We start from the raw sequence: 24,794 nt of genomic DNA, 5'->3' as shown, positions 1-24,794 counted from the left end.
ATGGTTGATATGACTAAAACTACCACCGAGAAAAAACTCACTCCGAGTGACATTCGTGGCGTGTTCCTTCGTTCTAACCTGTTTCAGGGTTCCTGGAACTTCGAACGTATGCAGGCGCTGGGTTTCTGTTTCTCCATGGTGCCGGCTATCCGCCGCTTGTACCCGGAAAACAACGACGCACGTAAGCAGGCTATTAAGCGTCACCTGGAATTCTTTAATACCCATCCGTACGTAGCGGCCCCCGTATTGGGCGTTACGCTGGCGATGGAAGAGCAGCGTGCAAACGGCGCAGAGATTGACGATGGTGCCATCAACGGTATCAAAGTTGGTCTGATGGGACCGCTTGCAGGCGTGGGCGACCCGATCTTCTGGGGTACCGTACGTCCGGTATTCGCCGCACTTGGCGCAGGTATCGCGATGAGCGGCAGTCTGCTTGGACCACTGCTGTTCTTCATCCTGTTTAACCTGGTTCGTCTGGCAACCCGTTACTACGGTGTGGCATACGGCTACCGTAAAGGTATCGATATCGTTAAAGATATGGGCGGCGGCTTCCTGCAGAAACTGACTGAGGGGGCGTCAATCCTCGGCCTGTTTGTCATGGGGGCATTGGTTAACAAGTGGACGCACGTAAACATCCCGCTGGTGGTTTCCACCATCACCGGTCAGGATGGTCAGACTCGCGTCACCACTGTGCAGACTATCCTTGACCAGCTGATGCCGGGTCTGGTTCCTCTGCTGTTGACTTTCGCCTGTATGTGGCTGCTGCGTAAAAAAGTGAACCCGCTGTGGATCATCGTTGGCTTCTTCGTCATCGGTATCGCGGGCTACGCTGTCGGACTGCTCGGCCTGTAAAACTGTTGTACACGGCCGGGGGCTTGCCCCCGGTTTTTCTATTTAGAGGGTTGAGGATTCATGACTATCACGGACCTGGTGCTGGTTCTTTTTATCTTTTCGCTGCTGGCGTATGCCATTTACGATCAGTTCATCATGCCCCGCCGTAATGGCCCTACTCTGCTGTCTGTCGCCCTGCTTCCTCGTAGCAGAGTCGACAGCGTTATCTTCCTTGGCTTGATTGCTATTCTTATCTACAACAACATCACCAGCCACGGCGCGCAATTTACCACATGGTTATTATGTGCACTGGTATTGATGGGACTGTATCTGTTTTGGATCCGTACGCCAAAAATCATCTTCAAACAGAAAGGCTTTTTTTTCGCCAATGTCTGGATTGAATATAACCGGATTAAAGAGATGAATTTATCTGAAGACGGTGTCCTGGTGATGCAATTAGAACATCGAAGATTACTGATTCGCGTACGGAATATAGACGATCTCGAAAACATATATAAACTTTTAATTTCAAATCAATAAGTTACAAATATAGCCTGAACTATGTTTTTTATATATCCATTCAAAAATAAACATAGCTAAGGCTATATCCCACCGCTCATAATGTTATTTATTTTAACGTTTTATTTATAAATAAATCTAAATGAAAATCGTTTTCAATTAGAGGCCAAATATTATTTCTGCGTTTCTTGTTTTATATTCTCAAAATATGTTAAGGTTGCGCCCGTCGTTGGGGAGTAGCCGATTTCCAGACTCCGGAAATGTACGTGTCAACATACTCGTTGAAAAACGTGGCGCGTACGGACTGATCTTACAGGTTCAGTCAGGCGAGACCATAGGCACATCAACTGCAATGCATACCTGAATGGCGCTGTATTTACAGTGATTCCAGCCTGTATGCATGGTTACTGGGGGCAGTGATGTGTGTTATGGATACCCCGGTCAGGACGCTGTTATGAATCTCACCGCTACTGTTCTTCTTGCTTTCGGCATGTCGATGGATGCTTTCGCTGCATCAATTGGCAAAGGCGCCACCCTGCATAAACCCAAATTTTCTGAAGCACTGCGCACCGGCCTTATTTTCGGCGCCGTTGAAACGCTTACGCCGCTCATTGGCTGGGGCATGGGTATGCTCGCCAGCAAATTTGTACTGGAGTGGAACCATTGGATCGCCTTCATTCTGCTGATCTTTTTAGGCGGACGAATGATAATAGAAGGCTTTCGCGACGACGGGGATGAAGATGAAGAGCCACAGCGCCGCCATGGCTTCTGGCTGCTGGTCACCACCGCCATTGCAACCAGTCTCGACGCAATGGCCGTCGGGGTGGGTCTGGCTTTCCTGCAGGTCAACATTATTGCCACAGCGCTGGCCATCGGCTGCGCCACGTTGATTATGTCTACGCTCGGCATGATGATCGGTCGTTTCATTGGCCCGATGCTGGGCAAGCGAGCTGAAATTTTGGGCGGGGTGGTACTGATAGGTATTGGCGCCCAGATCCTCTGGGCACACTTCCACGGTTAATTCAGGCGCTGCCAGATATGAATACTAAAGTCTGTCTGGCAGTCAAACGTCGTTTTTCCGGCTAACGTTTCCCACACTTCCGGCTTTGCCCGCCAGGCGAACGGCGTCATTTGCAGTAACGCAACGGCCTCGCTACCTTTGAGCTGCATCTGATACCCCAGCGCAAGACTCTCTTGCAGAACAAAACCGTCCAGTTGCTCAGTGTGCGGCGCATGCAAACGCACCTCATCATAAATCAGCCCTTTCAGCTCCATTAAATGACGCGGACCCGGCGTGGCGGTAATAACCCATCCACCCGGTTTGACCACGCGAGCCAGCTCCGGCGCTTTACAGGGCGCGTAGATCCGGATGATGGCATTCATTGACTCGTCGGCAAACGGCAGACGATGGCTGGAGGCAACGCAAAAGGTCACCTGCGGATAACGTCGGGCTGCGGCCTTAATCGCCACTTTAGAGACGTCAAGACCAAAGGTTGTACAGCCCGTCAGCGCATCGGCAAACGCATGGGTGTAATACCCTTCCCCACAGCCAATATCCAGGATCGCCGCATCTTCTGAACTCAACCTCTGGGTGAGCGCATCCACAATTGCATCGCGCAGCGGCTGATAGTGTCCGGCATCAAGAAATGCCCGGCGCGCCTGCATCATCTCCGCGCTATCACCCGGATCGCGCGACCGTTTGTGCTGAACCGGCAGTAAGTTGACATACCCTTCTTTCGCCACGTCAAACTGGTGCCGCCCAGGGCAGACAAAACTGTTATTCGCTTGAGTAAGAGGCTGGTGGCAAAGAGGACAGGAAAACGACATGACAACTCCGGCAGGTGACTTAAGGGCGCAAGTGTAACGCGAATTGCGCCCTGGGAAAATAACTTACAGCGACGGCGAGGATACGTTGCTGCCGTGCATTACCAGCAGATGATCGGAGCCGGGAGGCATTCCATCCGGCTTTACGTTTTCCAGACGCAGAACATCGCCCATTATCTGGCTGAATACCGGCGCGGAGACTGCCCCCCCATAATAAGCACCGTTTTGCGGGTTATTTATAACCACAACCAGCGCGAACTTTGGGTCGCTTGCTGGCGCAACGCCCGCCGTATAGGCCACATATTTATCGACATATTTGCCGTCATCGCCAATTTTCTTTGCCGTTCCAGTCTTAACCGCGACGCGATAATCTCTGACCGCAGCCTTGGTTCCCCCGCCGCCGGGTAGCGCGACGCTTTCCATCATATGTTCAACCTGGTGAACCAACGCCTCCGGCATCACCCGCGTACCTATTACCGGCGGATCGATACGCGTAATAGAAAGGGGTCGATAGATACCAAAACTGCCGATGGTGGCATAGACATGCGCCAGCTGGAGCGGCGTCACCATTAATCCATAGCCAAATGCGAAGGTTGCCCGGTCCAGATCGCTCCAGTAGCGGCGTTGAGGCATTAATCCGCGGCTTTCCCCGGTTAAACCCAGTCCGGTTGGATCGCCAAAGCCAAAGCTTTTATAGGTATTCAGTAATTTCTGTACCGGCATCGCCAGCGAAAGGTGTGACACGCCGGTATCGCTCGATTTCTGCAAGATCCCGGTCAGCGATAGCTCCGGGTAAAATCCGACGTCGCGGATGCGATGCCCATCAACAATAAAAGGATGAGTATCAATCACGCTGTCAGGCTGTACTATCCCCTGCTGCAGAGCGGTCATAATCACCAGTGGTTTTACGGTTGAACCGGGTTCAAAGGTATCGCTAATTGCACGATTACGAAAATCATCCAGTACCGCGCCATCACGGTTATTGGGATTGAAATCGGGAAAGCTTGCCATGGAGAGTATTTCGCCGGTGGCAATGTTGACCAGCACTGCGGCCCCTGATTCCGCTTTATTCCATGTCACGGCATTGTCCAGCGCGTCTTCAGTAACCGTCTGCAAACGCTCATCAATGCTGAGCTGTAATTCATGCGCCGGCACCGGCATCACTTCCGTGATATTTTCGATGACATGGCCAAATTTGTCTTTCCTTACCAGGCGGGAGCCAGGTTTGCCCATCAACTGGCTATTGAAGCTTTTCTCCAGCCCTTCAATCCCCTGACCGTCAATGTTGGTGAAACCAATCAGATTGGCTGCAACATGTCCGGCGGGATAAAAGCGGCGCGACTCTTCACGCAGGTTGATTCCCGGCAGATCCAGTTTATCGACCCATTCTGCCTGCTGAGGAGAGATCTGGCGCGCCAGATAGATAAACCGCCCGGCGGGATTGCTGTTAACGCGTTCAGCCAGCGTGCTAAGCGAAATATGCAGCGTCTTCGCTAACGCCTGCCAACGTTCGTTATAGCCAACGCCACCCTTGCTGATAATCGTCTTCGGATCGGCCCAGACGGCGTTAACCGGAACGCTTACCGCCAGCGGTCGCCCTTCTCTGTCGGTTATCATTCCGCGTGGCGAAGCGATGGACACCTCGCGTAAGGAACGCATGTCTTCCTGTTTTACCAGATTCGTCGGCGTGACAATTTGCAACCACGCAACCCGCCCCAGCAGCAATCCAAGGCTCAATAATATTGCCACACAAAGCAGGGCAAAACGTACGGGAGTAAAATTGCGCGCATCGCCGTCGTTTTTCTTTTTCACCCGATCTCCAACAAGATAGTTTTTCAGGTGTCTGATTTAACGAGAAATGCCGCAAGAAAGCGGGGAAAACTATGCTACGAACATCACGCCTTTGCAACAAAGCGCTAATGGATGGGCATTCAGTAATATTTTGACGTAATTTGAATTAAAAAGCCCCGCATAAGCGAGGCTTTATATCTGAGATGGATGCGCAAAAGCGCTTCAAATCAGTGGTGTCGATCAGATAGCTGTTACGTTAACAGCAGCCGGACCTTTCTGGCCGTCCTGAATTTCGAACTCAACGTTCTGGCCTTCAGCCAGAGTTTTGAAGCCGTTACCCTGGATAGCGGAGAAGTGTACGAACACATCTTTGCTGCCATCAGCCGGAGTAATGAAACCAAAACCTTTAGACTCGTTGAACCACTTAACTTGACCTTTAATCTTTGCCATTTGCAAAATTCCTTAGAGTATTTTCTTCGCCCGCGGGCATAACATAGATAAAACTGAGACATTACTGCTTGAGGCACTAATATAAGGTTCGGCAGAGAAGCGGTATTCAACGTCAACGTGTTTACTCAGGACTTCTTTACTGAAAATGCCACACATAAACAGAACTGTACCTCGTTTAACCCAAAACGTGTTATCACATACAACGTTAATAATGGCAAGCCATTTTTAAACGTGTCTCGATCGGTCGCACAAATCCCGTCGTCCATCAAACAGCAACTGCACAGTTATGCGCCAGGTCGAGTAGAATTATATTCTCGCCTCTCTCCCCTATCCCCGCCTGACTTGCGCCATAGCCGGGATATTTCTACCATAGCTCAATAGCTTCAGTTGTTCCAGGTTATCTGTTACGGGTTCTGCCAGATATCATTTTTTATGCTTAGTAATGCATAAAATGTCACAAGCGTAAAAATGAGATCCGCCTTCTGGTTTTGCACCAAAATAATGAAAGAATGATGACAAGGCACAAAAAAAGTAAGAGAAACGTTTCGCTGTTAATAAAACGATCGTTATCACAAAAATGACATAATCATATTTTTTACGTATAGAAGATTATATTTATATCAGACTGGGGATAAGATATTAATTAGGCGGAGCATCTGAAAATACTGAGAATAGATGACTGCCCGGCCGCCAATTACACGACGGGGACAGAAGAAAATAATCTGACGCGCTGACGACAGGATGAAGCAACTGAGAACAACAACAGCCGTTCCTCATCCTGCCATACCTTTTTACCGCTCAGCTACCAGGCGGATGATGTCATCGTCTTCATCCTTAATGGGCAGTGCAGTAGGCTCTGCTGCTTTCTCGGGTTCGTTAGCTTCGCAAAGGCGACGTAACAAAGCATTCTGTCTTTTTTGCTGATCTAACAATGCCTCAAGCAGCTCAATCTGCTCGTTAGTACGCGAACTTGCCCGATTGATAAAAAACCAAAGAACAAGCCCAACAATCAGAACCACCACCGATACCGCTAAAGGCGCAAAACTCAACGCGCCAGAATTCAAAACTTCGTTCATTTTACCACCTCAATGTAGACAGTGTAGTTTACCACTGCCGCACAAGAAGGTAATCAACTGTTGCGAAAATGCGCTTACCAGGGAATAAATTTATTGAAGGCACAAATACCGCTGAAAAATTGTACGTCCTGATCGCACATGATGTTGAACACCTGCGCCCACATCAGTATGCATACCAGTACAACAACAATCAGCACTACCCAGCGAATTTTTTTCACTCCAGCTCCACTCTTCAACTCCACATCTTATGTCTATAAATTATCATGCGTTACCTAAACCCAGCGTTAACTGTATAGGCATTCAATCTTTTTAGGAATGATTGACTTGTTTCATACCGTGTACAGGCTAATCTAATAACAATGAGAAAAGATAAGAGGTTGTAATGCGTCTGATTATCCGCGCTATTGTGTTGTTAGCTCTGGTTTGGATCGGTTTATTATTGAGCGGCTATGGAATTTTGATTGGAAGTAAGGAGAATGCTGCCGGTCTGGGTCTGCAATGCCAATATCTGACTGCCCGTGGAACCAGCACGGCACAGTACGTCCACACCAGTAGCGGTATCATTGGCCTGTCGGATTGTCCCCTGTTAAGGAAAAGCACGGTCATTATCGATAACGGCTAATAATGCAACATTACATTCGATACGTTATTTACGCCAGGTAACGTTATGACTGTTCATAAAAAACCCCAGGTACAAAATACCTGGGGTTTTTTACATTCGCGATTACGTCAGATTAGAACGGATAGTCGTTATAGCCCATTTGTTCTGAAATCTTGCGCGCTGCCGTATGCAGCATTGCCACATACTCGTGTAAACGCTCTTCTGAGAAACGCAGCGTTGGGAATGAAATACTCAACCCCGCAATAACCACGCCGAAACGGTCAAACACCGGTACGCCGATGCAGCGCAGGCCTTCTTCCTGTTCTTCGTTATCTTCGCCGTAACCCTGCTCACGTACTTTATCCAGCAGTAGCAGTAATTCATCAGTATTCGTAATGGTACGATCGGTGCTGCGTTTGTACTCAATGCCATCCAGAATCTGCTTCACTTCATCGCGGTCACGCCATGCCAGCAGAACTTTACCGATAGCCGTACTGTACAGCGGATTACGACGACCAACGCGGGAATACATGCGCAGATTGTACATAGAGTCGATTTTGTGAATGTAGACGATGCTGTCTTCATCCAGCGCACCGAGGTGTACTGTCTCTTTGGTCAGGCGCGAAAGTTCGCGCATCTGAATGTCAGCGCTACGGATAAGATCGACGTTTTGCAACGCGCGCGCGCCCAGCTCGAATAATTTCAGGGTCAGTGAGTATTTCTCAGACTCCCCTTCCTGTGCCACATAACCCAGCGTTTTCATGGTCTGCAAAAAGCGATAAACGGTGCTTTTCGACATCATGACGCGTTGCGACAACTCGGTAATACCAATTTCGCGCTCTTCACCCAGCGCCTGCAGAATGCCAAAAACTTTCAGCACGGAAGATACAGAATCGGGTTGCTTATCCAGATCTGCGATTGCCATTTATCACCCCTTTCGAGTGTTTTATAAAAATCAGAACCGGTTTTTATTATAATTTCACGTACCAACCCTCGCAATCGCTCTTTGCTCACTTAGTTACAAATCTGCGACCTAACACCTGAATATCAATGCTAAAATTATTACTCTCATCATAAATTCCACAAATATCGACTTTCTATGGAAAAAATTCAGGCCGATGGTCTGCCATTGCCCCAGCGATATGGCGCAATTTTAACCATTGTTATTGGCATTTCTATGGCAGTACTCGACGGTGCAATAGCGAACGTGGCCCTGCCAACTATCGCCGCCGATCTTCAGGCCTCACCTGCCAGCTCAATCTGGATTGTAAACGCCTATCAAATCGCGATCGTCGTTTCGCTCCTGTCCCTCTCTTTTTTAGGCGATATGTTCGGTTACCGGCGCATTTATAAGTGTGGCCTGGTCGTGTTCCTGCTTGCATCGCTATTTTGTGCCTTGTCAGATTCGTTGCACATGCTGACGCTGGCTCGCGTCGCCCAGGGTTTTGGCGGTGCGGCGCTAATGAGCGTGAATACGGCATTGATCCGACTTATTTATCCCCAGCGTCAACTCGGGCGAGGGATGGGGATTAACTCTTTTATCGTCGCGGTCTCCTCGGCCGCGGGTCCGACCATTGCCGCAGCAATTCTTTCTATTGCCTCCTGGAAATGGCTGTTTCTGATTAACGTCCCGCTGGGAATAGTCGCCCTGTTGCTGGCGATGCGCTTTTTGCCGCCCAATGCGTCCCGCGGCACTAAACCACGCTTTGACCTGCCCAGTGCGGTAATGAATGCCTTAACGTTTGGCTTGTTAATTACGGCGCTCAGCGGCTTTGCACAAGGACAGTCGCTAAAACTGATTGGAGCCGAGCTTGTGGCGCTTATGGTGGTGGGTTTTTTCTTTATCCGACGCCAGCTCGCGCTGGAGGTGCCGTTACTGCCGGTAGACCTGTTACGCATTCCACTGTTTTCACTCTCGATTTGTACCTCGATATGTTCATTCTGCGCACAAATGCTGGCATTGGTTTCCCTGCCCTTCTTTATGCAAACGGTGCTCGGACGCAGCGAGGTCGAAACAGGCCTGCTGTTGACGCCATGGCCGCTGGCAACCATGGTGATGGCGCCGCTGGCGGGATATCTGATTGAACGCGTTCACGCCGGGCTGTTGGGCGCACTGGGCATGGCGTTGATGGCCAGCGGGTTGTTTTCGCTGGTGCTGCTGCCCGTTTCCCCCTCCGATTTTAATATCATCTGGCCGATGATTCTGTGCGGCGCGGGCTTTGGCTTGTTCCAGTCCCCAAATAATCACACCATCATCACCTCCGCGCCTCGTGAACGCAGCGGTGGGGCGAGCGGTATGCTGGGGACGGCGCGCTTGCTGGGTCAGAGTACCGGGGCCGCGCTGGTCGCGCTGATGCTAAACCAGTTTGGCGACAGTGGAACGCACGTCTCGCTGATAGCCGCTGGAATTCTGGCCTCGCTGGCAGCAATTGTGAGTGGTTTACGTATTACGCAACCGCGAGTTCAGGCATAAAAAAACGGGAACCTCTCGGCTCCCGTTCTCACACAACCCAGAATCTGGATTACATGTTTTCGATGATTGCGTCGCCAAACTCTGAACATTTCAGCAGTTTAGCGCCATCCATCAGGCGTTCGAAATCGTAAGTTACGGTTTTCGCGTTAATCGCGCCTTCCATACCTTTAACAATCAGGTCAGCCGCTTCAACCCAACCCATGTGGCGCAGCATCATTTCAGCGGACAGAATAATGGAACCTGGGTTCACTTTATCCTGACCTGCATACTTCGGTGCAGTACCGTGGGTTGCTTCGAACAGCGCACATTCGTCACCGATGTTCGCGCCCGGCGCGATACCAATACCACCAACCTGTGCGGCCAGCGCATCGGAGATGTAGTCGCCGTTCAGGTTCATACAGGCAATCACATCATATTCAGCCGGACGCAGCAGGATCTGTTGCAGGAACGCATCGGCGATAACATCCTTAACCACGATCTCTTTGCCGGTTTTCGGGTTCTTGATTTTCACCCACGGACCGCCGTCGATCAGTTCACCACCGAATTCTTCACGCGCTAACTGGTAGCCCCAGTCTTTGAACGCGCCTTCGGTGAATTTCATGATGTTACCTTTGTGTACCAGGGTAACAGAATCACGATCGTTAGCGATGGCGTATTCGATCGCCGCACGAACCAGACGTTTAGTCCCTTCTTCAGAACACGGTTTGATACCAATACCGCAATGCTCCGGGAAGCGGATTTTCTTCACGCCCATCTCTTCGCGCAGGAATTTAATCACTTTCTCGGCATCTGCAGAGTCCGCTTTCCATTCGATACCTGCGTAGATATCTTCGGAGTTTTCACGGAAGATGACCATGTCGGTCAGTTCAGGGTGCTTAACCGGGCTAGGCGTGCCCTGGTAATAACGCACCGGGCGCAGGCAGACATACAGGTCAAGTTCCTGACGCAAGGCAACGTTCAGAGAGCGAATACCGCCGCCAACTGGGGTGGTCAGTGGGCCTTTGATGGCAACACGATATTCACGAATCAGATCAAGGGTTTCAGCAGGCAGCCAGACGTCCTGGCCATAAACCTGAGTGGATTTCTCGCCGGTGTAGATTTCCATCCAGGAGATTTTACGCTCGCCTTTATAGGCTTTCTCGACAGCAGCATCGACAACTTTGATCATCGGTGGGGTTACATCAACGCCGATACCGTCGCCTTCAATGAACGGGATAATCGGATTTTCAGGAACGTTGAGTTTGCCGTTTTGCAGGGTGATCTTCTTACCTTCCGCCGGAACAACTACTTTGCTTTCCATTCACCTCTCCTTCGAGCGCTTCTGGTTCTGCTCGTCTGTCATCGCGCTGCATGTGCGTTTGCGTCCTGCTGCACGAATGCGTTAGAGCAATTTTTTGTTAATGTTTTGTAATGAGCATGTCAATACTACCCTAATGTTCGTCGCCATGAAAGACACTCGTTCTTAGGCTATAATGCGGCAATTGATATAATCTGAAAATACCATGCAAAAAACTTCTTTTAGAAATCACCGGGTTGAGCGATTCAGCTCACGACAAGTCACCAAACAGCGTAAAGAAAACCAGCCAAAACGCGTGGTTTTGTTCAATAAACCCTACGATGTTTTGCCACAATTTACTGACGAGGCGGGCAGAAGCACGTTAAAAGATTTTATTCCCGTGCCGGGAATCTATGCTGCGGGCCGACTCGACCGGGACAGCGAAGGACTTTTGGTGCTGACCAATGACGGCGCGCTGCAGGCGCGGTTAACCCAACCCGGCAAGTGTACGGGGAAAATCTATTACGTCCAGGTCGAAGGCGAGCCGACAGCAGAAGCGCTGGATGCGCTGCGTACCGGGGTGACGCTCAATGATGGTCCCACGCTACCCGCAGGTATTGAAATAGTAGAGGAACCCACCTGGCTGTGGCCGAGAAATCCGCCTATTCGGGAACGGAAAAATATCCCCACCAGTTGGCTGAAAGTTACTTTATATGAAGGCCGTAACCGCCAGGTTCGTCGTATGACAGCGCATGTTGGATTCCCGACGCTGCGCCTCATCCGCTATGCCATGGGAGATTACACGCTGGAAAATCTCGCCAACGGTCAATGGCGGGATGCAACTAACTGAATAAGGAACAGGTATGTTCAAACCGCACGTCACGGTCGCCTGCATTGTGCATGCAGAAGATAAGTTCTTAGTCGTTGAGGAAACAATCAATGGCAAAGCCCTGTGGAATCAACCTGCAGGACATCTGGAAGCGGATGAAACCCTGGTGCAAGCCGCCGCTCGCGAACTGTGGGAAGAGACGGGCATCAAAGCGCAGCCGCAGCACTTCATCCGGATGCATCAATGGATTGCGCCGGACAAAACGCCCTTTTTACGTTTTCTGTTTTCTATCGAGCTTGCCAATATGTGCGCTACTGAACCTCATGACAGCGATATAGATTGCTGTCGCTGGGTCAGCGCAGAAGAGGTTCTCTCAGCGCCAAATCTGCGTTCACCGTTGGTTGCGGAGAGTATTCGTTGCTATCAGAGCGGACAGCGCTACCCGCTGGCGATGATCGGCGAATTTAACTGGCCGTTTACAGAGGGTGTCAAGTAAGGGGCTGCGTGCTAGAATATGCCGCCTTGAAGTTCAATGTCGTGAGTATTCCTATGTCTGAAAGCCCAAAAAAAGTGATCGTCGGCATGTCCGGCGGTGTCGATTCCTCCGTTTCTGCCTGGCTGTTGCAACAACAGGGTTATCAGGTCGAAGGCCTGTTCATGAAGAACTGGGAAGAGGACGATGGCGAGGAATATTGCACAGCGGCCGCCGATCTTGCAGATGCGCAGGCTGTCTGTGACAAACTCGGCATTGAACTGCATACCGTCAACTTTGCTGCAGAATACTGGGACAACGTCTTTGAACTGTTCCTTGAAGAGTACAAAGCGGGCCGTACGCCAAACCCCGATATTCTGTGCAATAAAGAAATCAAGTTTAAAGCCTTTCTCGAGTTTGCCGCCGAAGATTTAGGTGCCGATTATATCGCCACAGGTCACTACGTGCGCCGCGCCGACGTCGACGGCAAAAGCCGCCTGCTACGTGGACTCGATGGCAATAAAGACCAGAGCTATTTCCTCTACACGCTCGGTCATGAACAAATCGCGCAAAGCCTGTTCCCGGTCGGCGAACTGGAAAAACCGCAGGTGCGTAAAATTGCCGAAGAACTCGGTCTGATTACGGCCAAGAAAAAAGACTCAACCGGTATCTGCTTCATCGGCGAACGTAAGTTCCGCGAGTTTCTCGGTCGTTACCTGCCGGCTCAGCCTGGCAAAATCATCACCGTTGATGGCGAAGAGATTGGCCAGCATCAGGGGCTGATGTACCACACGCTGGGTCAGCGTAAAGGTCTGGGCATTGGCGGGACGAAAGAAGGCACGGAAGATCCGTGGTACGTGGTGGATAAAGATGTCGAGAACAACATTCTGGTTGTTGCTCAGGGTCATGAACACCCGCGTCTGATGTCCGTTGGCCTAGTGGCGCAACAGCTGCACTGGGTCGATCGCGAACCGTTCACCGGCACAATGCGCTGCACGGTGAAAACCCGCTATCGTCAGACCGACATTCCGTGCACCGTTAAGGCGCTGGATGCTGAACGTATTGAAGTCATTTTCGACGAGCCAGTCGCGGCGGTAACGCCGGGTCAGTCGGCTGTCTTTTACAATGGCGAAGTGTGCCTCGGCGGCGGCATTATCGAACAACGATTGCCTCTGCCGGTATAATTACTTACACATCTAATACAAGGAAGCAGTGAACGTGGCAAAGAATTATTATGACATCACCCTCGCTCTGGCAGGCATTTGTCAGTCGGCACGCCTGGTGCAGGAACTGGCGCACCAGGGGCATTGTGATGCCGATGCATTGCACGTTTCACTGAACAGTGTCATCGACATGAATCCCAGCTCTACGCTGGGCGTGTTTGGCGGTAGCGAGGCCAACCTGCGTTTAGGTCTGGAAACGATGCTCGGCGTGCTCAACGCCAGCAGTCGTCAGGGGCTGAACGCGGAACTCACCCGCTACACGTTAAGCCTGATGGTGCTGGAGCGTAAGCTGTCAGCCGCTAAAGGCGCTATGGACACGCTGGGAGACCGCATCAACGGCTTGCAGCGCCAACTGGACCATTTTGATTTGCAGTCAGAAACGTTGATGAGTGCGATGGCAGGCATTTATGTTGACGTCATCAGCCCACTCGGCCCACGTATTCAGGTTACGGGCTCCCCGGCCATCCTTCAGAGCCCACAGGTTCAGGCTAAAGTACGCGCTTCCCTGCTGGCTGGCATTCGCGCTGCCGTGCTCTGGCATCAGGTTGGTGGAGGCCGTCTGCAACTCATGTTTTCTCGTAATCGCCTGACGACTCAGGCTAAACAAATTCTTGCTCATTTAACCCCGGAGTTGTGATCTATGGAATTATCCTCACTGACCGCCGTTTCCCCTGTCGATGGACGCTACGGCGATAAAGTCAGCGCGCTGCGCGGGATTTTCAGCGAATACGGTTTGCTGAAATTCCGTGTACAAGTTGAAGTACGCTGGCTGCAAAAACTGGCCGCGCACGCAGCGATCAAGGAAGTTCCTGCTTTTGCTGCCGACGCAATCGGTTTCCTTGATGCGATTGTCGCTAACTTCAATGAAGAAGATGCTGCGCGTATTAAAACCATTGAGCGTACGACCAACCATGACGTGAAGGCAGTTGAGTATTTCCTGAAAGAGAAAGTGGCGGATATCCCGGAACTGCACGCTGTTTCCGAGTTCATCCACTTCGCGTGTACCTCAGAAGACATCAACAACCTGTCTCACGCGCTGATGCTGAAAACCGCCCGTGACGAAGTGGTTCTGCCGTACTGGCGCAAGCTTATCGACGCGGTGAAAGATCTTTCCGTACAGTATCGCGATATTCCTCTGCTCTCCCGTACCCACGGTCAGCCAGCCACCCCGTCTACGCTGGGCAAAGAAATGGCTAACGTGGCTTACCGTATGGAGCGTCAGTACCGCCAGCTCAATCAGGTCGAAATTCTCGGCAAAATCAACGGTGCAGTCGGTAACTATAACGCCCACATCGCCGCTTATCCGGAAGTGGACTGGCATCAGTTCAGCGAAGAATTTGTCACCTCGCTGGGCATCCAGTGGAACCCGTACACCACGCAGATTGAGCCGCACGACTATATTGCCGAGCTGTTTGATTGCATCGCCCGTTTCAACACTATCCTGATCGACTTCGACCGCGATGTCTGGGGTTACGTGGCGCTGAACCATTTCAAACAGAAAACCATCGCGGGTGAAATTGGTTCCTCCACCATGCCGCACAAGGTGAACCCAATCGATTTCGAGAACTCCGAGGGTAACCTGGGCCTGTCTAACGCGGTTCTGCAGCATCTGGCGAGCAAACTGCCGGTCTCCCGCTGGCAGCGCGATCTGACGGACTCTACCGTTCTGCGTAACCTGGGCGTGGGGATTGGCTATGCACTGATCGCTTATCAGTCCACGCTGAAAGGTGTGAGCAAACTGGAAGTGAACCGCGATCATTTGCTGGATGAACTGGATCATAACTGGGAAGTGCTGGCAGAGCCGATCCAGACCGTGATGCGTCGCTATGGCATTGAAAAACCATACGAGAAGCTGAAGGAGCTGACCCGCGGCAAACGCGTTGACGCCGAAGGTATGAAGCAGTTTATCGACGGTCTGGCGCTGCCTGAAGACGAGAAAACACGCCTGAAAGCAATGACGCCGGCCAATTACATTGGTCGCGCCGTCACCATGGTTGATGAACTGAAGTAATCTGTTTTACGCCTGTCAGACCTGCATCATATCGTAGGTCTGCCAGGCGTAGCGCCATCAGGGATTATTGAGTCTTATGGCATTTCCGGCGGTGTAATGCCAAAGTGGTTCCACGCCCGTACCGTTGCCATACGTCCGCGCGGAGTTCGCTGCAGAAAACCTTGCTGAATCAGATACGGCTCCAGCACGTCCTCAATGGTTTCACGCTCTTCCCCAATCGCCGCCGCCAGGTTATCCAGTCCTACCGGTCCACCGAAGAACTTATCGATAACCGCCAGCAGCAGCTTACGGTCCATATAATCGAATCCTTCCGCATCCACATTGAGCATATCCAGTGCCTGAGCGGCGATATCTGCTGAAATTGTGCCGTCATGCTTCACTTCGGAGAAGTCGCGTACCCGGCGTAATAAACGGTTGGCGATACGCGGCGTACCACGGGCGCGGCGTGCCACTTCCAATGCGCCTTCATCGCTCATTTCCAGTCCCATAAAGCGGGCGCTGCGTCCAACAATGTGCTGCAGGTCTGCCACCTGATAGAATTCCAGGCGCTGTACAATACCGAAGCGGTCGCGCAGCGGAGACGTTAACGAACCGGCGCGCGTCGTCGCCCCGATCAGGGTAAACGGCGGCAGATCGATCTTAATCGAACGTGCGGCTGGTCCTTCGCCAATCATGATATCCAGCTGATAATCTTCCATCGCCGGATACAGCACCTCTTCCACCACCGGTGACAGGCGATGGATTTCATCGATAAACAGCACATCGTGCGGTTCAAGGTTGGTGAGCATTGCCGCCAGATCGCCCGCTTTTTCCAGTACCGGACCGGAAGTGGTGCGCAGATTAACGCCCATTTCATTGGCAACAATATTGGCAAGCGTGGTTTTACCGAGACCTGGAGGACCGAAAATCAGCAGGTGATCGAGGGCTTCACCGCGCAGCTTCGCCGCCTGGATAAAAATCTCCATTTGCGAACGCACCTGAGGCTGGCCAATATACTCTTCCAGCAATTTGGGGCGGATCGCGCGATCCACCAGATCTTCAGGGGTCGTGCTGACAGCCGAAATCAGGCGATCTGCTTCAATCATCCTTTACCTCACAATGCCGCGCGAAGCGCTTCACGAATCAGGGTTTCACTGCTGGCATCAGGGCGAGCAATTTTGCTCACCATGCGGCTGGCTTCCTGTGGTTTATAGCCTAACGCCACCAGCGCAGCAACCGCTTCCTGCTCGGCGTCATCCGTTGCAGGACTGGCTGGAGAGGTCAGGACCAGATCCGCCGCCGGCGTGAAGAGATCGCCATGCAGGCCTTTAAAGCGGTCTTTCATTTCCACAATCAAACGCTCTGCGGTTTTCTTACCGATGCCCGGTAATTTCACCAGCGCGCCAAGCTCTTCGCGCTCAACGGCATTAACGAACTGCTGTGCAGACATACCAGAGAGGATCGCCAGCGCCAGCTTCGGCCCGACGCCATTGGTTTTGATTAACTCTTTAAACAGCGTGCGTTCTTGTTTGTTGTTAAAACCATATAGCAGTTGAGCGTCTTCACGCACCACAAAATGGGTGAAGATAATCGCTTCCTGCCCGGCTTCCGGCAACTCGTAGAAACAGGTCATCGGCATATGGACTTCATAGCCTACTCCACCGGTTTCCAGAAGGACCAGCGGGGGTTGTTTTTCAAGAATGATGCCTCTGAGTCTGCCTATCACGTGACGCTCCTGCGTTAAGGGCTAAAAGGTAATGCGCTATCATAAAAAAAGGCTGGATAGATATCCAGCCTCATTTGTCACTAACGTAACCGACCTCGCGCCAGATTCAGCCGCGACTCGCTCATTTGCATGGCGTTCTGGCTGACGTGGCAATGGGTAATAGCAATCGCCAGCGCATCCGCGGCATCCGCCTGCGGATTTGCCGGGAGTTTCAGCAGCGTGCGTACCATATGCTGAACCTGGCTTTTTTCCGCGCTGCCGATACCCACCACGGTCTGTTTTACCTGGCGGGCCGCGTATTCAAAGACCGGAAGATCCTGATTGGTAGCCGCAACGATCGCCACGCCGCGCGCCTGCCCCAGCTTTAGCGCCGAGTCGGCATTCTTCGCCATAAAGACCTGCTCAATGGCAAAATAGTCGGGCTGGAACTGGGTGATGATTTCCGTCACGCCCGCATAAATCAACTTCAGACGTGATGGAAGATCGTCGACTTTGGTGCGAATGCAGCCGCTACCGAGGTAGGTCAGCTGTCTGCCGACCTGACGAATTACGCCATAACCGGTGATGCGCGACCCCGGATCAATGCCGAGAATGATAGACATCACGCATCTCCTGTTAGTTTATGGCTTAACCATATCATTCGAGCGTTGCAGCAACCTCATCGGAGATTTCGCCGTTGTGGTAAACTTCCTGCACGTCGTCGCAGTCTTCCAGCATATCGATCAGACGCATCAGCTTCGGCGCCGTTTCTGCATCCATATCCGCTTTGGTGGAGGGGATCATAGACACTTCAGCCGCGTCCGCTTTCAGACCAGCCGCTTCCAGCGCATCACGCACTTTGCCCATCTCTTCCCACGCGGTGTAAACGTCAATCGCGCCGTCGTCGAAGGTCACAACGTCTTCAGCGCCCGCTTCCAGTGCCGCTTCCATAATGGCGTCTTCGTCGCCTTGTTCAAAAGAGATCACGCCTTTTTTGCTGAACAGGTAAGCTACGGAACCGTCGGTACCGAGGTTGCCGCCCGTTTTAGTGAATGCGTGACGCACTTCCGCAACGGTACGGTTACGGTTGTCAGACAGACACTCAATCATAACGGCTGTTCCGCCAGGGCCGTAACCTTCATAGATGATGGTTTCCATGTTCGCATCATCGTCGCCACCAACACCACGCGCGATTGCACGGTTCAGGGTGTCACGGGTCATGTTATTTGCCAGCGCTTTATCAACCGCGGCGCGCAGACGTGGGTTAGCATCCGGATCGCCGCCGCCCAGTTTGGCTGCCGTCACCAGCTCACGAATGATTTTGGTGAAAATTTTACCGCGTTTAGCATCCTGCGCTGCTTTACGATGTCTGGTGTTGGCCCATTTACTATGACCTGCCATAAATAATCTCTCCAAAAAGCGCGCCTTTTCAGGCGACGTTAATTACAAACTCTTCAATCGCCTGCCGGTTACTCCACGACTTGGTTAACTGCGCGGCTTCGTGCGCATTAACCCAACGGTAGGTCAGATGTTCGGTGAACACGATCTCTCGTTCAGAGGGAAGTGCCAGGCAAAACCAGGATTCAGTATTACGCTCAATTCCCGGCGCATAGCGATGACGTAAATGGCTAAAAATCTCAAATTCCACCGTGCGCTGACAGTCAATTAAGGTCAGTTGCTCAGTCGCAACATCAATGGCGACCTCTTCCTTTACTTCGCGCATCGCGGCTTGCGACGCGGTTTCACCCTCTTCAAGGCTGCCGGTGACCGACTGCCAGAAATCAGGATCGTCGCGTCGCTGTAACATCAGCACTCTCCCGGTGTCCTTTGCATAAATCACGACTAACACCGAGACAGGCTGTTTGTATCTCATATCAGTTATTCTCGGCCTTCTTAACAACCTGAATGCTCAGTTCCGCCAGCGCGGCTTCATTGGCAAAGCTTGGCGCTTCAGTCATCAGACACGCTGCAGCCGTGGTTTTCGGGAAGGCAATAACGTCACGAATGTTGTCAGTACCGGTCAGCAGCATCGTCAAACGATCCAGACCAAACGCCAGACCCGCATGCGGCGGTGTACCGTATTTTAGCGCATCCAGCAGGAAGCCGAACTTCTCGCGCTGTTCTTGCTCGTTAATGCCCAGAATGCCGAATACAGTCTGCTGCATATCACCGTTGTGAATACGCACGGAACCACCGCCCACTTCATAGCCGTTGATGACCATATCGTAAGCGTTGGCAACAGCGTCTTCCGGCGCAGCTTTCAGCTCAGCGGCAGTCATGTCTTTTGGCGCGGTGAACGGGTGGTGCATCGCGGTCAGACCGCCTTCACCATCGTCTTCAAACATCGGGAAGTCGATAACCCACAGCGGCGCCCATTTGGCTTCGTCGGTAATGTTCAGGTCTTTGCCCAGTTTCAGACGCAGCGCGCCCATCGCGTCGGCAACCACTTTCTTGTTGTCGGCACCGAAGAAAATCATGTCGCCGTCTTGCGCACCAGTACGCTCCAGAATCGCGTCTACGATTTCTGCATTCAGGAACTTAGCAACCGGGCTGGTGATGCCTTCCAGGCCTTTCGCACGCTCGGTGACTTTGATGTAAGCCAGACCTTTCGCGCCGTAAATCTTAATAAAGTTACCGTAATCGTCGATCTGCTTACGGCTTAAGCTCGCACCGCCCGGTACACGCAGGGCAGCCACACGGCCTTTCGCGTCGTTCGCCGGACCAGAGAACACAGCAAACTCAACGCCTTTCACCAGATCGGCAACGTCAACCAGTTCCATCGGGTTACGCAGGTCTGGTTTATCAGAACCGTAACGACGCTCGGCTTCGGCAAAGGTCATGATCGGGAAATCACCCAGATCCACACCTTTAACTTCTAGCCACAGGTTACGCACCAGCGCTTCCATCACTTCACGCACCTGCGGCGCGGTCATGAAGGAAGTCTCAACGTCGATCTGAGTAAATTCAGGCTGACGGTCAGCACGTAAGTCTTCATCACGGAAGCATTTTACGATCTGATAGTAGCGGTCAAAACCGGACATCATCAGCAGCTGTTTAAACAGCTGAGGAGACTGCGGCAGCGCGTAGAACTTACCTTTATGAACACGAGAAGGAACCAGGTAATCGCGCGCGCCTTCTGGCGTAGCTTTGGTCAGCATCGGAGTTTCGATGTCGAGGAAGCCGTGATCGTCCATAAAACGACGCACCAGGCTGGTAATTTTTGCACGCGTTTTCAGGCGCTGCGCCATTTCAGGGCGACGCAGATCCAGGTAGCGATACTTCAGTCGCGCTTCTTCGGTGTTTACGTGGTTAGAGTCCAGCGGCAGCGAGTCTGAACGGTTGATGATGGTCAGATCGGAGGCCAGCACTTCAATTTCGCCAGTCGCCATATCGGCGTTGACGTTTTTCGCGTCACGCGCACGCACGGTGCCCGTAACCTGGATACAGAACTCATTACGCAGTTCGGAGGCCAGCTTTAACGCATCCGCACGGTCCGGATCGAAAAATACCTGCACGATACCTTCGCGGTCGCGCATATCGATAAAGATCAGGCTACCAAGATCACGACGACGGTTGACCCAACCACACAGAGTCACCTGCTGCCCCTCGTGGGACAGACGTAGCTGTCCGCAATATTCTGTACGCATGAGATATCCCTTAACTTTGCCGCAGGCGGATTGTCACCTGTCTCGCAGGTGACGAAGTCGCAGCTTTAGCTGAATGTCACAACTGAATGAAAAAAGGCGGCTATTATACTGGAAATTCTGCCGCACGATAAGTCCGGTACTGACTGTACGCCTGTTTCCTGGACGGGCATTGCGTAATCTCACAAAAAATAACAAAAATTGTCGTCCCTTTCACACTGATTCGCGATTAAGGTGTAACGGAATTCTTTTTTTACTGGAGTGATCATGCTGGAACTGAACGCAAAAACAACCGCTCTTGTTGTTATTGATCTACAGGAAGGTATCCTGCCTTTCGCTGGCGGCCCATACTCGGCAAACGACGTGGTTGCCCGCGCAGCGCAGTTGGCGGAAAAATTCCGTGCCCACGGTTCCCCGGTGGTAATGGTGCGCGTCGGCTGGTCTGACGATTATGCCGAAGCGCTGAAACAGCCAGTTGATGCTCACGCTCCGGCCAAAGCGTTACCCGAAAACTGGTGGAATTACCCGAGCGCTCTGGGTAAATGCGCCAGCGACCTCGAAGTGACCAAACGCCAGTGGGGAGCTTTCTACGGCACCGATCTGGAATTACAACTGCGTCGTCGGGGCATCGAGACCATCGTCCTGTGCGGCATCTCCACAAATATTGGCGTGGAGTCAACGGCGCGAAATGCGTGGGAGCTGGGTTTTAATCTGATCGTTGCAGAAAACGCCTGTAGTGCCGCCAGCGCTGAGCAACATCAGGGCAGCATGACGCATATTTTCCCGCGTATCGCACGCGTACGCAGCGTGGACGAGATCCTGCAAGCGCTATGATTTATATCGGTTTACCCCAGTGGGCGCATCCCAAATGGGTGCGTCTGGGGATCACCAGCCTTGAAGAGTATGCCCGCCACTTTAACTGCGTGACGCGGTAATTTTTAAAATCACTAAAGAACGCCCAAGAGCATGTGTTTTCTTTAGGTTAATCAGTGCATTATAAGACGCCTCCATATGAAATTCGGTTAAGTTCATATGAGTTAAAATGTCCCAACCATGCCCCAAAACTGGCATTTATGCCCCATACATGCCCCAAAAACCTTCCTTAAAAAGCTACGTGCCCAACCGTTGACGCTGTATAAATAAACAGTATAAATTGCGTGCAAAATCATTGTTGCTTTGGAGGCGGTATGTTCGTTGAGTTGGTGTACGACAAACGGAATGTTGAAGGATTAACAGGTGCCAGAGAAATAATTCTGAATGAGTTAACAAAGCGAGTGCACCGGATCTTTCCGGATGCAGAAGTGAAGGTTAAGCCGATGCAGGCGAACGGCTTAAACAGCGATGCCAGCAAAAGCGATCGGGAGAAGCTGAACCGCATGCTGGAGGAAATGTTTGAAGAATCCGATATGTGGTTAGTTTCGGAGTAGTGCCAGCTTTTACCAAGTCCTTTTCATACCTTTCTGGATACGGGAAACCAAATTCCCGTATTGGATGAACCATTGCCGCCCTTTTTTAAAGCTGCTCTACCAGCGGATAAAAATTATTATCCTCGCGCTGCATTCGTTCATGCACCTTGCGCAACACTACATTCGCGTCGCGGCGAAATGCCTCGTCACAATTGATAAGCTTATTTGCCGTATTCCAGCGACGGGAAAACTTTTCATACTCGGCAACAATATCAGCCATCTCGCGCTGAAAATTTACGCCCATTGTTTTTAGCTTTTGATCGTTCACCTTTTCCAGATAAGGATATAAAAACTGATCTTCGGCAGAAAGGTGTACTTTAATCACAGAACTCATACTGATAACGGTTTGAGCGATTTCTTGCGCATGAGCCGTCACACCCGCCCGGCTAAGCTCCCTGAGGCGGCTAATTTTATGGATAATCTCGGCATGCTGGATCTTCATTTTATCAATATTCACTGGGGAATCCCTTAATGAGCTTTGCAATTTATAACATATATATTAAATGCATCTTTAAAAATAAGCAATCTGAGTTGTTTTTATTAAATTTTATAAATTTACGTTATGTAAATACATAATAAACAAAATTTGAATGCAAATATAAAGAGATCTATTGCCAATCTTCGGAATTTTTCTATCGTACATATGTCTCAAAACTGCGCCAATGCCGCCTCAAGAGATATCGCAGCATCAGTGCTGTTGATAAAGTGCGTCACCCGCCTCATAACCTCAGCCTCTTCAGCTGCATCACCTTCGATCGCTTCGCCGTCATCCGTGATTAACGCTTTCCCCCTAAGCTTCGCAAACTGCGTCCGACCTCCGGACAGAATCAACAGCGCATCACCATGCTGTGGGCGCGTGACCGGGACGATGATCGCATAACCCGCCGACGTCTCGAGGATGCGACTGTCGGGAGTCATGCAGACACTGGCTGGCGTAACCCGCTGCTCTATATAGTCGGTAGCTGGTGAAGGAAAGCCCATGTTTACGCCCTCTCTTGAATACTGGATAAAAACACAGTATAAATACTGTATATCTATCCAGTAAAGAGGCAATAAGCAATGTTCGTGGAACTCGTTTATGACAAAAGGAATTTTGATGGTCTGCCCGGTGCAAAAGATATCATTCTGGGCGAATTGACCAGGAGGGTTCACCGGATTTTCCCTGATGCTGATGTTCGGGTTAAACCGATGATGACACTGCCGGCGATCAACACTAACGCCAGCAAGCATGAGAAGGAACAGATAAGCCGAGCGGTGCAGGAAATGTTTGAAGAGGCTGATATGTGGCTGGTTGCCGAATAGGTTGGCTCCCATCTACCCACTTTACTGGCATGATCATATAACCTACAGACCCTGGACAGGCCTGTACACCGCTGACCTGCCAGTTTATTTCATCTGTGCAGGTATTTTATTGGCGAGAACTTCCAGAGCCTCTCTGGCTGACGTATCAGAAGTCGTACCTGCAATTGTGGTAATGGTCTCTTTTAATATCCCCATCAATTGCAGAATACTCTCATGATGCAGTGCAGCAGCGACGCCGTAAGTATCCGGACGTTTAACCCATTTGACCACATCTCCATTTTTCAGCGTAACATCACCGCCGCGGCTTACCGCCTCCGGAAATGCTGACTCAACATCCTGAGCTGTAAACCCTATTCCAAAAATATCGGTATCGATATATCTGAACGTCACCCCTTTAATTTTTAGCATTACTGCTAACGGGTCTTCAATTCGCCTGATGCCATATTTAATGCGTTCATCACAAGTAGGCGAGAAGATACGGGCGGTTGCTTCACCTGTGTGGTCAATCTGGAAAATAGAAAATTCGCCAGGGCTGGCAAAGGGAATCAGGCGCACATAGGCCTTCCCTGCATTGTTGTCCGTAACATAATCAACAAGGCCCCATTGTGCGTCAGAATGCTGCCCTTGCGCGATGATATTTCTAAAAACTCCTTGCGTTTCTTCCCAGGTGTTAGTCCCGTCTGATATGTACGCAGCACCTCTTGATGCGTCTGAAACCCGCACCTGACCAGATACCGTCCCACCCGTTTTCCCGTTAACAGTTATCAGCCTTGCGTCATCTCCAGCTGCGACAGTACCATTGGTTGTGCCAACATCCAGTAATGCAGCCCCTTTAAGTGAAAGGTTCGCTCTGGCTTCTTGAGCATCTTCAATGTCTTCAAGATTTTTACTTTTATCTAATTTTTTACTCAAACTGTCGTTAAAGCTGTTCCATGCAGGGCCAGTAAATGTGGAACCATCAGGTAATCTGACGGTAATCGTTCCGGTTCCGCTGAATACCTGCTGCCAGTTCTGTTTGTCATAGTTCAGCCCGCGCAGCGCTTCTGCACTCTGAGCCACCAGTGCCGCAGTGACCATATTCATTGCCACGCGGGGGACGGATGACCAGGCGGCGCCTGATTGTGTGGGTCCGGTATAATTACTGACGAGCGTCAACGCTGTACCACTTTCCACGGACTTAACCGGGAGCGTATAGGGAACACCGCCGACAGTAACTACAATAAAATCTCCGGCCGCCACCTCGGTAGTAAACGCGGTCCCGCTGCCAGCGACCGCAGCAGAGTTATTCGTCAGGGTTAAAGTTCCTGCTGACATGGATATCT

Annotated in this window: 30 protein-coding genes and 1 pseudogene; 14 read left to right on the top strand and 17 right to left on the bottom strand. The window is 51.2% G+C overall.

Features of this window, described 5'->3' with window-relative positions; all coding sequences use genetic code 11:
- The 3 genes from HV345_RS10525 (at window position 1) to mntP (ending at window position 2,371) form a co-directional block, all read left to right on the top strand.
- Entirely contained in the window at window positions 1-852 is an 852-nt protein-coding gene (locus HV345_RS10525) for a PTS mannose transporter subunit IID (protein ID WP_016153396.1), read from the top strand.
- Between the two features lie 60 nt (window positions 853-912).
- The gene (locus tag HV345_RS10520; RefSeq protein ID WP_016153397.1) at window positions 913-1,371 is read left to right on the top strand and encodes a DUF986 family protein; all 459 of its coding nucleotides are present in this window, start codon (window positions 913-915) and stop codon (window positions 1,369-1,371) included.
- Between the two features lie 433 nt (window positions 1,372-1,804).
- The gene (gene mntP, locus HV345_RS10515; RefSeq protein WP_016153398.1) at window positions 1,805-2,371 is read left to right on the top strand and encodes a manganese efflux pump MntP; all 567 of its coding nucleotides are present in this window, start codon (window positions 1,805-1,807) and stop codon (window positions 2,369-2,371) included.
- Here the strand turns inward: mntP and rlmA are convergent.
- The 6 genes from rlmA to mgrB form a co-directional block, all read right to left on the bottom strand.
- Window positions 2,368-3,177: a 23S rRNA (guanine(745)-N(1))-methyltransferase gene (rlmA, locus tag HV345_RS10510; protein ID WP_181636601.1), complete on the bottom strand. Its 810-nt coding sequence runs from the start codon at window positions 3,175-3,177 to the stop codon at window positions 2,368-2,370. The genes mntP and rlmA overlap by 4 nt on opposite strands.
- A 63-nt stretch (window positions 3,178-3,240) precedes the next feature.
- Window positions 3,241-4,986 carry a peptidoglycan glycosyltransferase FtsI gene (gene ftsI, locus HV345_RS10505; RefSeq protein WP_016153400.1) on the bottom strand — a complete coding sequence of 582 codons (1,746 nt, stop codon included), beginning with the start codon at window positions 4,984-4,986 and terminating at the stop codon, window positions 3,241-3,243.
- Between the two features lie 219 nt (window positions 4,987-5,205).
- The gene (gene cspE / locus HV345_RS10500) at window positions 5,206-5,415 is read right to left on the bottom strand and encodes a transcription antiterminator/RNA stability regulator CspE (protein WP_001062678.1); all 210 of its coding nucleotides are present in this window, start codon (window positions 5,413-5,415) and stop codon (window positions 5,206-5,208) included.
- Window positions 5,416-5,427: 12 nt separating this feature from the next.
- Window positions 5,428-5,571 carry a DUF2627 domain-containing protein gene (locus tag HV345_RS10495; protein WP_006684179.1) on the bottom strand — a complete coding sequence of 48 codons (144 nt, stop codon included), beginning with the start codon at window positions 5,569-5,571 and terminating at the stop codon, window positions 5,428-5,430.
- Between the two features lie 635 nt (window positions 5,572-6,206).
- The gene (locus HV345_RS10490) at window positions 6,207-6,491 is read right to left on the bottom strand and encodes a YebO family protein (RefSeq protein ID WP_047358298.1); all 285 of its coding nucleotides are present in this window, start codon (window positions 6,489-6,491) and stop codon (window positions 6,207-6,209) included.
- Window positions 6,492-6,565: 74 nt separating this feature from the next.
- Window positions 6,566-6,709, bottom strand: a complete 144-nt coding sequence (gene mgrB, locus HV345_RS10485; protein ID WP_016153402.1) for a PhoP/PhoQ regulator MgrB — start codon at window positions 6,707-6,709, stop codon at window positions 6,566-6,568.
- Window positions 6,710-6,873: 164 nt separating this feature from the next.
- On the opposite strand from mgrB, the gene HV345_RS10480 reads away from it, so the two are divergent.
- Entirely contained in the window at window positions 6,874-7,113 is a 240-nt protein-coding gene (locus HV345_RS10480; RefSeq protein WP_016153403.1) for a YobH family protein, read from the top strand.
- Window positions 7,114-7,225: 112 nt separating this feature from the next.
- On the opposite strand, the gene kdgR is transcribed toward HV345_RS10480, so the two are convergent.
- Window positions 7,226-8,017: a DNA-binding transcriptional regulator KdgR gene (gene kdgR, locus HV345_RS10475; RefSeq protein WP_016156798.1), complete on the bottom strand. Its 792-nt coding sequence runs from the start codon at window positions 8,015-8,017 to the stop codon at window positions 7,226-7,228.
- A 174-nt stretch (window positions 8,018-8,191) separates the two neighbouring features.
- Between kdgR and HV345_RS10470 the strand changes: the two genes are divergently transcribed.
- Window positions 8,192-9,565, top strand: coding sequence for an MFS transporter (locus HV345_RS10470; RefSeq protein WP_047500603.1), 1,374 nt, complete (start codon window positions 8,192-8,194; stop codon window positions 9,563-9,565).
- Between the two features lie 49 nt (window positions 9,566-9,614).
- On the opposite strand, the gene icd is transcribed toward HV345_RS10470, so the two are convergent.
- Window positions 9,615-10,865 (bottom strand): NADP-dependent isocitrate dehydrogenase, encoded by a 1,251-nt coding sequence (icd, locus tag HV345_RS10465; protein ID WP_003030769.1) that lies wholly within the window; start codon window positions 10,863-10,865, stop codon window positions 9,615-9,617.
- Between the two features lie 202 nt (window positions 10,866-11,067).
- Between icd and rluE the strand changes: the two genes are divergently transcribed.
- Genes rluE through purB form a run of 5 tightly spaced genes read left to right on the top strand, consistent with a single transcriptional unit; the run spans window position 11,068 to window position 15,376 of the window.
- Window positions 11,068-11,691 (top strand): 23S rRNA pseudouridine(2457) synthase RluE, encoded by a 624-nt coding sequence (gene rluE, locus HV345_RS10460; protein WP_181636600.1) that lies wholly within the window; start codon window positions 11,068-11,070, stop codon window positions 11,689-11,691.
- Window positions 11,692-11,704: 13 nt separating this feature from the next.
- Window positions 11,705-12,166: an NUDIX hydrolase gene (locus HV345_RS10455; protein ID WP_016153407.1), complete on the top strand. Its 462-nt coding sequence runs from the start codon at window positions 11,705-11,707 to the stop codon at window positions 12,164-12,166.
- 53 nt (window positions 12,167-12,219) lie between these two features.
- Entirely contained in the window at window positions 12,220-13,326 is a 1,107-nt protein-coding gene (gene mnmA / locus HV345_RS10450) for a tRNA 2-thiouridine(34) synthase MnmA (RefSeq protein WP_181636599.1), read from the top strand.
- Window positions 13,327-13,360: 34 nt separating this feature from the next.
- Window positions 13,361-14,002 (top strand): high frequency lysogenization protein HflD, encoded by a 642-nt coding sequence (hflD, locus tag HV345_RS10445; protein ID WP_016153409.1) that lies wholly within the window; start codon window positions 13,361-13,363, stop codon window positions 14,000-14,002.
- 3 nt (window positions 14,003-14,005) lie between these two features.
- Window positions 14,006-15,376, top strand: a complete 1,371-nt coding sequence (gene purB / locus HV345_RS10440; protein WP_016153410.1) for an adenylosuccinate lyase — start codon at window positions 14,006-14,008, stop codon at window positions 15,374-15,376.
- A 74-nt stretch (window positions 15,377-15,450) separates the two neighbouring features.
- On the opposite strand, the gene ruvB is transcribed toward purB, so the two are convergent.
- From ruvB to aspS, 6 genes are all read right to left on the bottom strand, one after another.
- Window positions 15,451-16,461: a Holliday junction branch migration DNA helicase RuvB gene (gene ruvB, locus HV345_RS10435; protein ID WP_016153411.1), complete on the bottom strand. Its 1,011-nt coding sequence runs from the start codon at window positions 16,459-16,461 to the stop codon at window positions 15,451-15,453.
- A gap of 8 nt (window positions 16,462-16,469) precedes the next feature.
- A complete protein-coding gene (gene ruvA, locus HV345_RS10430) occupies window positions 16,470-17,081 on the bottom strand; it encodes a Holliday junction branch migration protein RuvA (protein WP_016153412.1) in 612 nt (203 codons plus the stop codon).
- A gap of 80 nt (window positions 17,082-17,161) precedes the next feature.
- Window positions 17,162-17,683: a crossover junction endodeoxyribonuclease RuvC gene (gene ruvC / locus HV345_RS10425; protein WP_003034867.1), complete on the bottom strand. Its 522-nt coding sequence runs from the start codon at window positions 17,681-17,683 to the stop codon at window positions 17,162-17,164.
- A gap of 34 nt (window positions 17,684-17,717) precedes the next feature.
- Window positions 17,718-18,461: a YebC/PmpR family DNA-binding transcriptional regulator gene (locus tag HV345_RS10420; protein ID WP_016153413.1), complete on the bottom strand. Its 744-nt coding sequence runs from the start codon at window positions 18,459-18,461 to the stop codon at window positions 17,718-17,720.
- Window positions 18,462-18,489: 28 nt separating this feature from the next.
- Window positions 18,490-18,933 (bottom strand): dihydroneopterin triphosphate diphosphatase, encoded by a 444-nt coding sequence (gene nudB, locus HV345_RS10415; protein ID WP_016153414.1) that lies wholly within the window; start codon window positions 18,931-18,933, stop codon window positions 18,490-18,492.
- Window position 18,934: 1 nt separating this feature from the next.
- The gene (gene aspS / locus HV345_RS10410) at window positions 18,935-20,707 is read right to left on the bottom strand and encodes an aspartate--tRNA ligase (protein WP_016153415.1); all 1,773 of its coding nucleotides are present in this window, start codon (window positions 20,705-20,707) and stop codon (window positions 18,935-18,937) included.
- A 264-nt stretch (window positions 20,708-20,971) separates the two neighbouring features.
- Between aspS and HV345_RS10405 the strand changes: the two genes are divergently transcribed.
- From HV345_RS10405 to HV345_RS10400, 3 genes and pseudogenes are all read left to right on the top strand, one after another.
- Window positions 20,972-21,538 (top strand): hydrolase, encoded by a 567-nt coding sequence (locus tag HV345_RS10405; RefSeq protein WP_016156803.1) that lies wholly within the window; start codon window positions 20,972-20,974, stop codon window positions 21,536-21,538.
- Window positions 21,535-21,630: pseudogene (locus tag HV345_RS26410) on the top strand (hypothetical protein); the annotation flags it as partial. The gene HV345_RS10405 and the pseudogene HV345_RS26410, both read left to right, overlap by 4 nt.
- Window positions 21,631-21,891: 261 nt before the next feature.
- Window positions 21,892-22,131 carry a DinI family protein gene (locus tag HV345_RS10400; RefSeq protein ID WP_000497460.1) on the top strand — a complete coding sequence of 80 codons (240 nt, stop codon included), beginning with the start codon at window positions 21,892-21,894 and terminating at the stop codon, window positions 22,129-22,131.
- 85 nt (window positions 22,132-22,216) lie between these two features.
- Here the strand turns inward: HV345_RS10400 and HV345_RS10395 are convergent, their stop codons facing one another.
- Together HV345_RS10395 and HV345_RS10390 are read right to left on the bottom strand one after the other, a co-directional pair.
- Entirely contained in the window at window positions 22,217-22,627 is a 411-nt protein-coding gene (locus tag HV345_RS10395) for a hemerythrin domain-containing protein (protein WP_071701222.1), read from the bottom strand.
- A 191-nt stretch (window positions 22,628-22,818) separates the two neighbouring features.
- Entirely contained in the window at window positions 22,819-23,151 is a 333-nt protein-coding gene (locus tag HV345_RS10390) for a hypothetical protein (protein ID WP_181636598.1), read from the bottom strand.
- 78 nt (window positions 23,152-23,229) lie between these two features.
- Here HV345_RS10390 and HV345_RS10385 point away from each other — a divergent pair, with 78 nt between their 5' ends.
- Window positions 23,230-23,472: a DinI family protein gene (locus HV345_RS10385; RefSeq protein WP_181636597.1), complete on the top strand. Its 243-nt coding sequence runs from the start codon at window positions 23,230-23,232 to the stop codon at window positions 23,470-23,472.
- An 84-nt stretch (window positions 23,473-23,556) separates the two neighbouring features.
- Here HV345_RS10385 and HV345_RS26405 read toward each other — a convergent pair whose 3' ends face one another.
- Entirely contained in the window at window positions 23,557-24,786 is a 1,230-nt protein-coding gene (locus tag HV345_RS26405) for a tail fiber domain-containing protein (protein ID WP_181636596.1), read from the bottom strand.
- Window positions 24,787-24,794 lie beyond the last annotated feature (8 nt).

This window comes from Citrobacter sp. RHBSTW-00986 (genome assembly GCF_013783065.1).
Classification (GTDB): Bacteria; Pseudomonadota; Gammaproteobacteria; order Enterobacterales; family Enterobacteriaceae; genus Citrobacter; species Citrobacter braakii.
The sequence above is the reverse complement of the archived record's forward strand: the minus strand, read 5'-3'. Positions and strand labels throughout refer to the sequence as shown.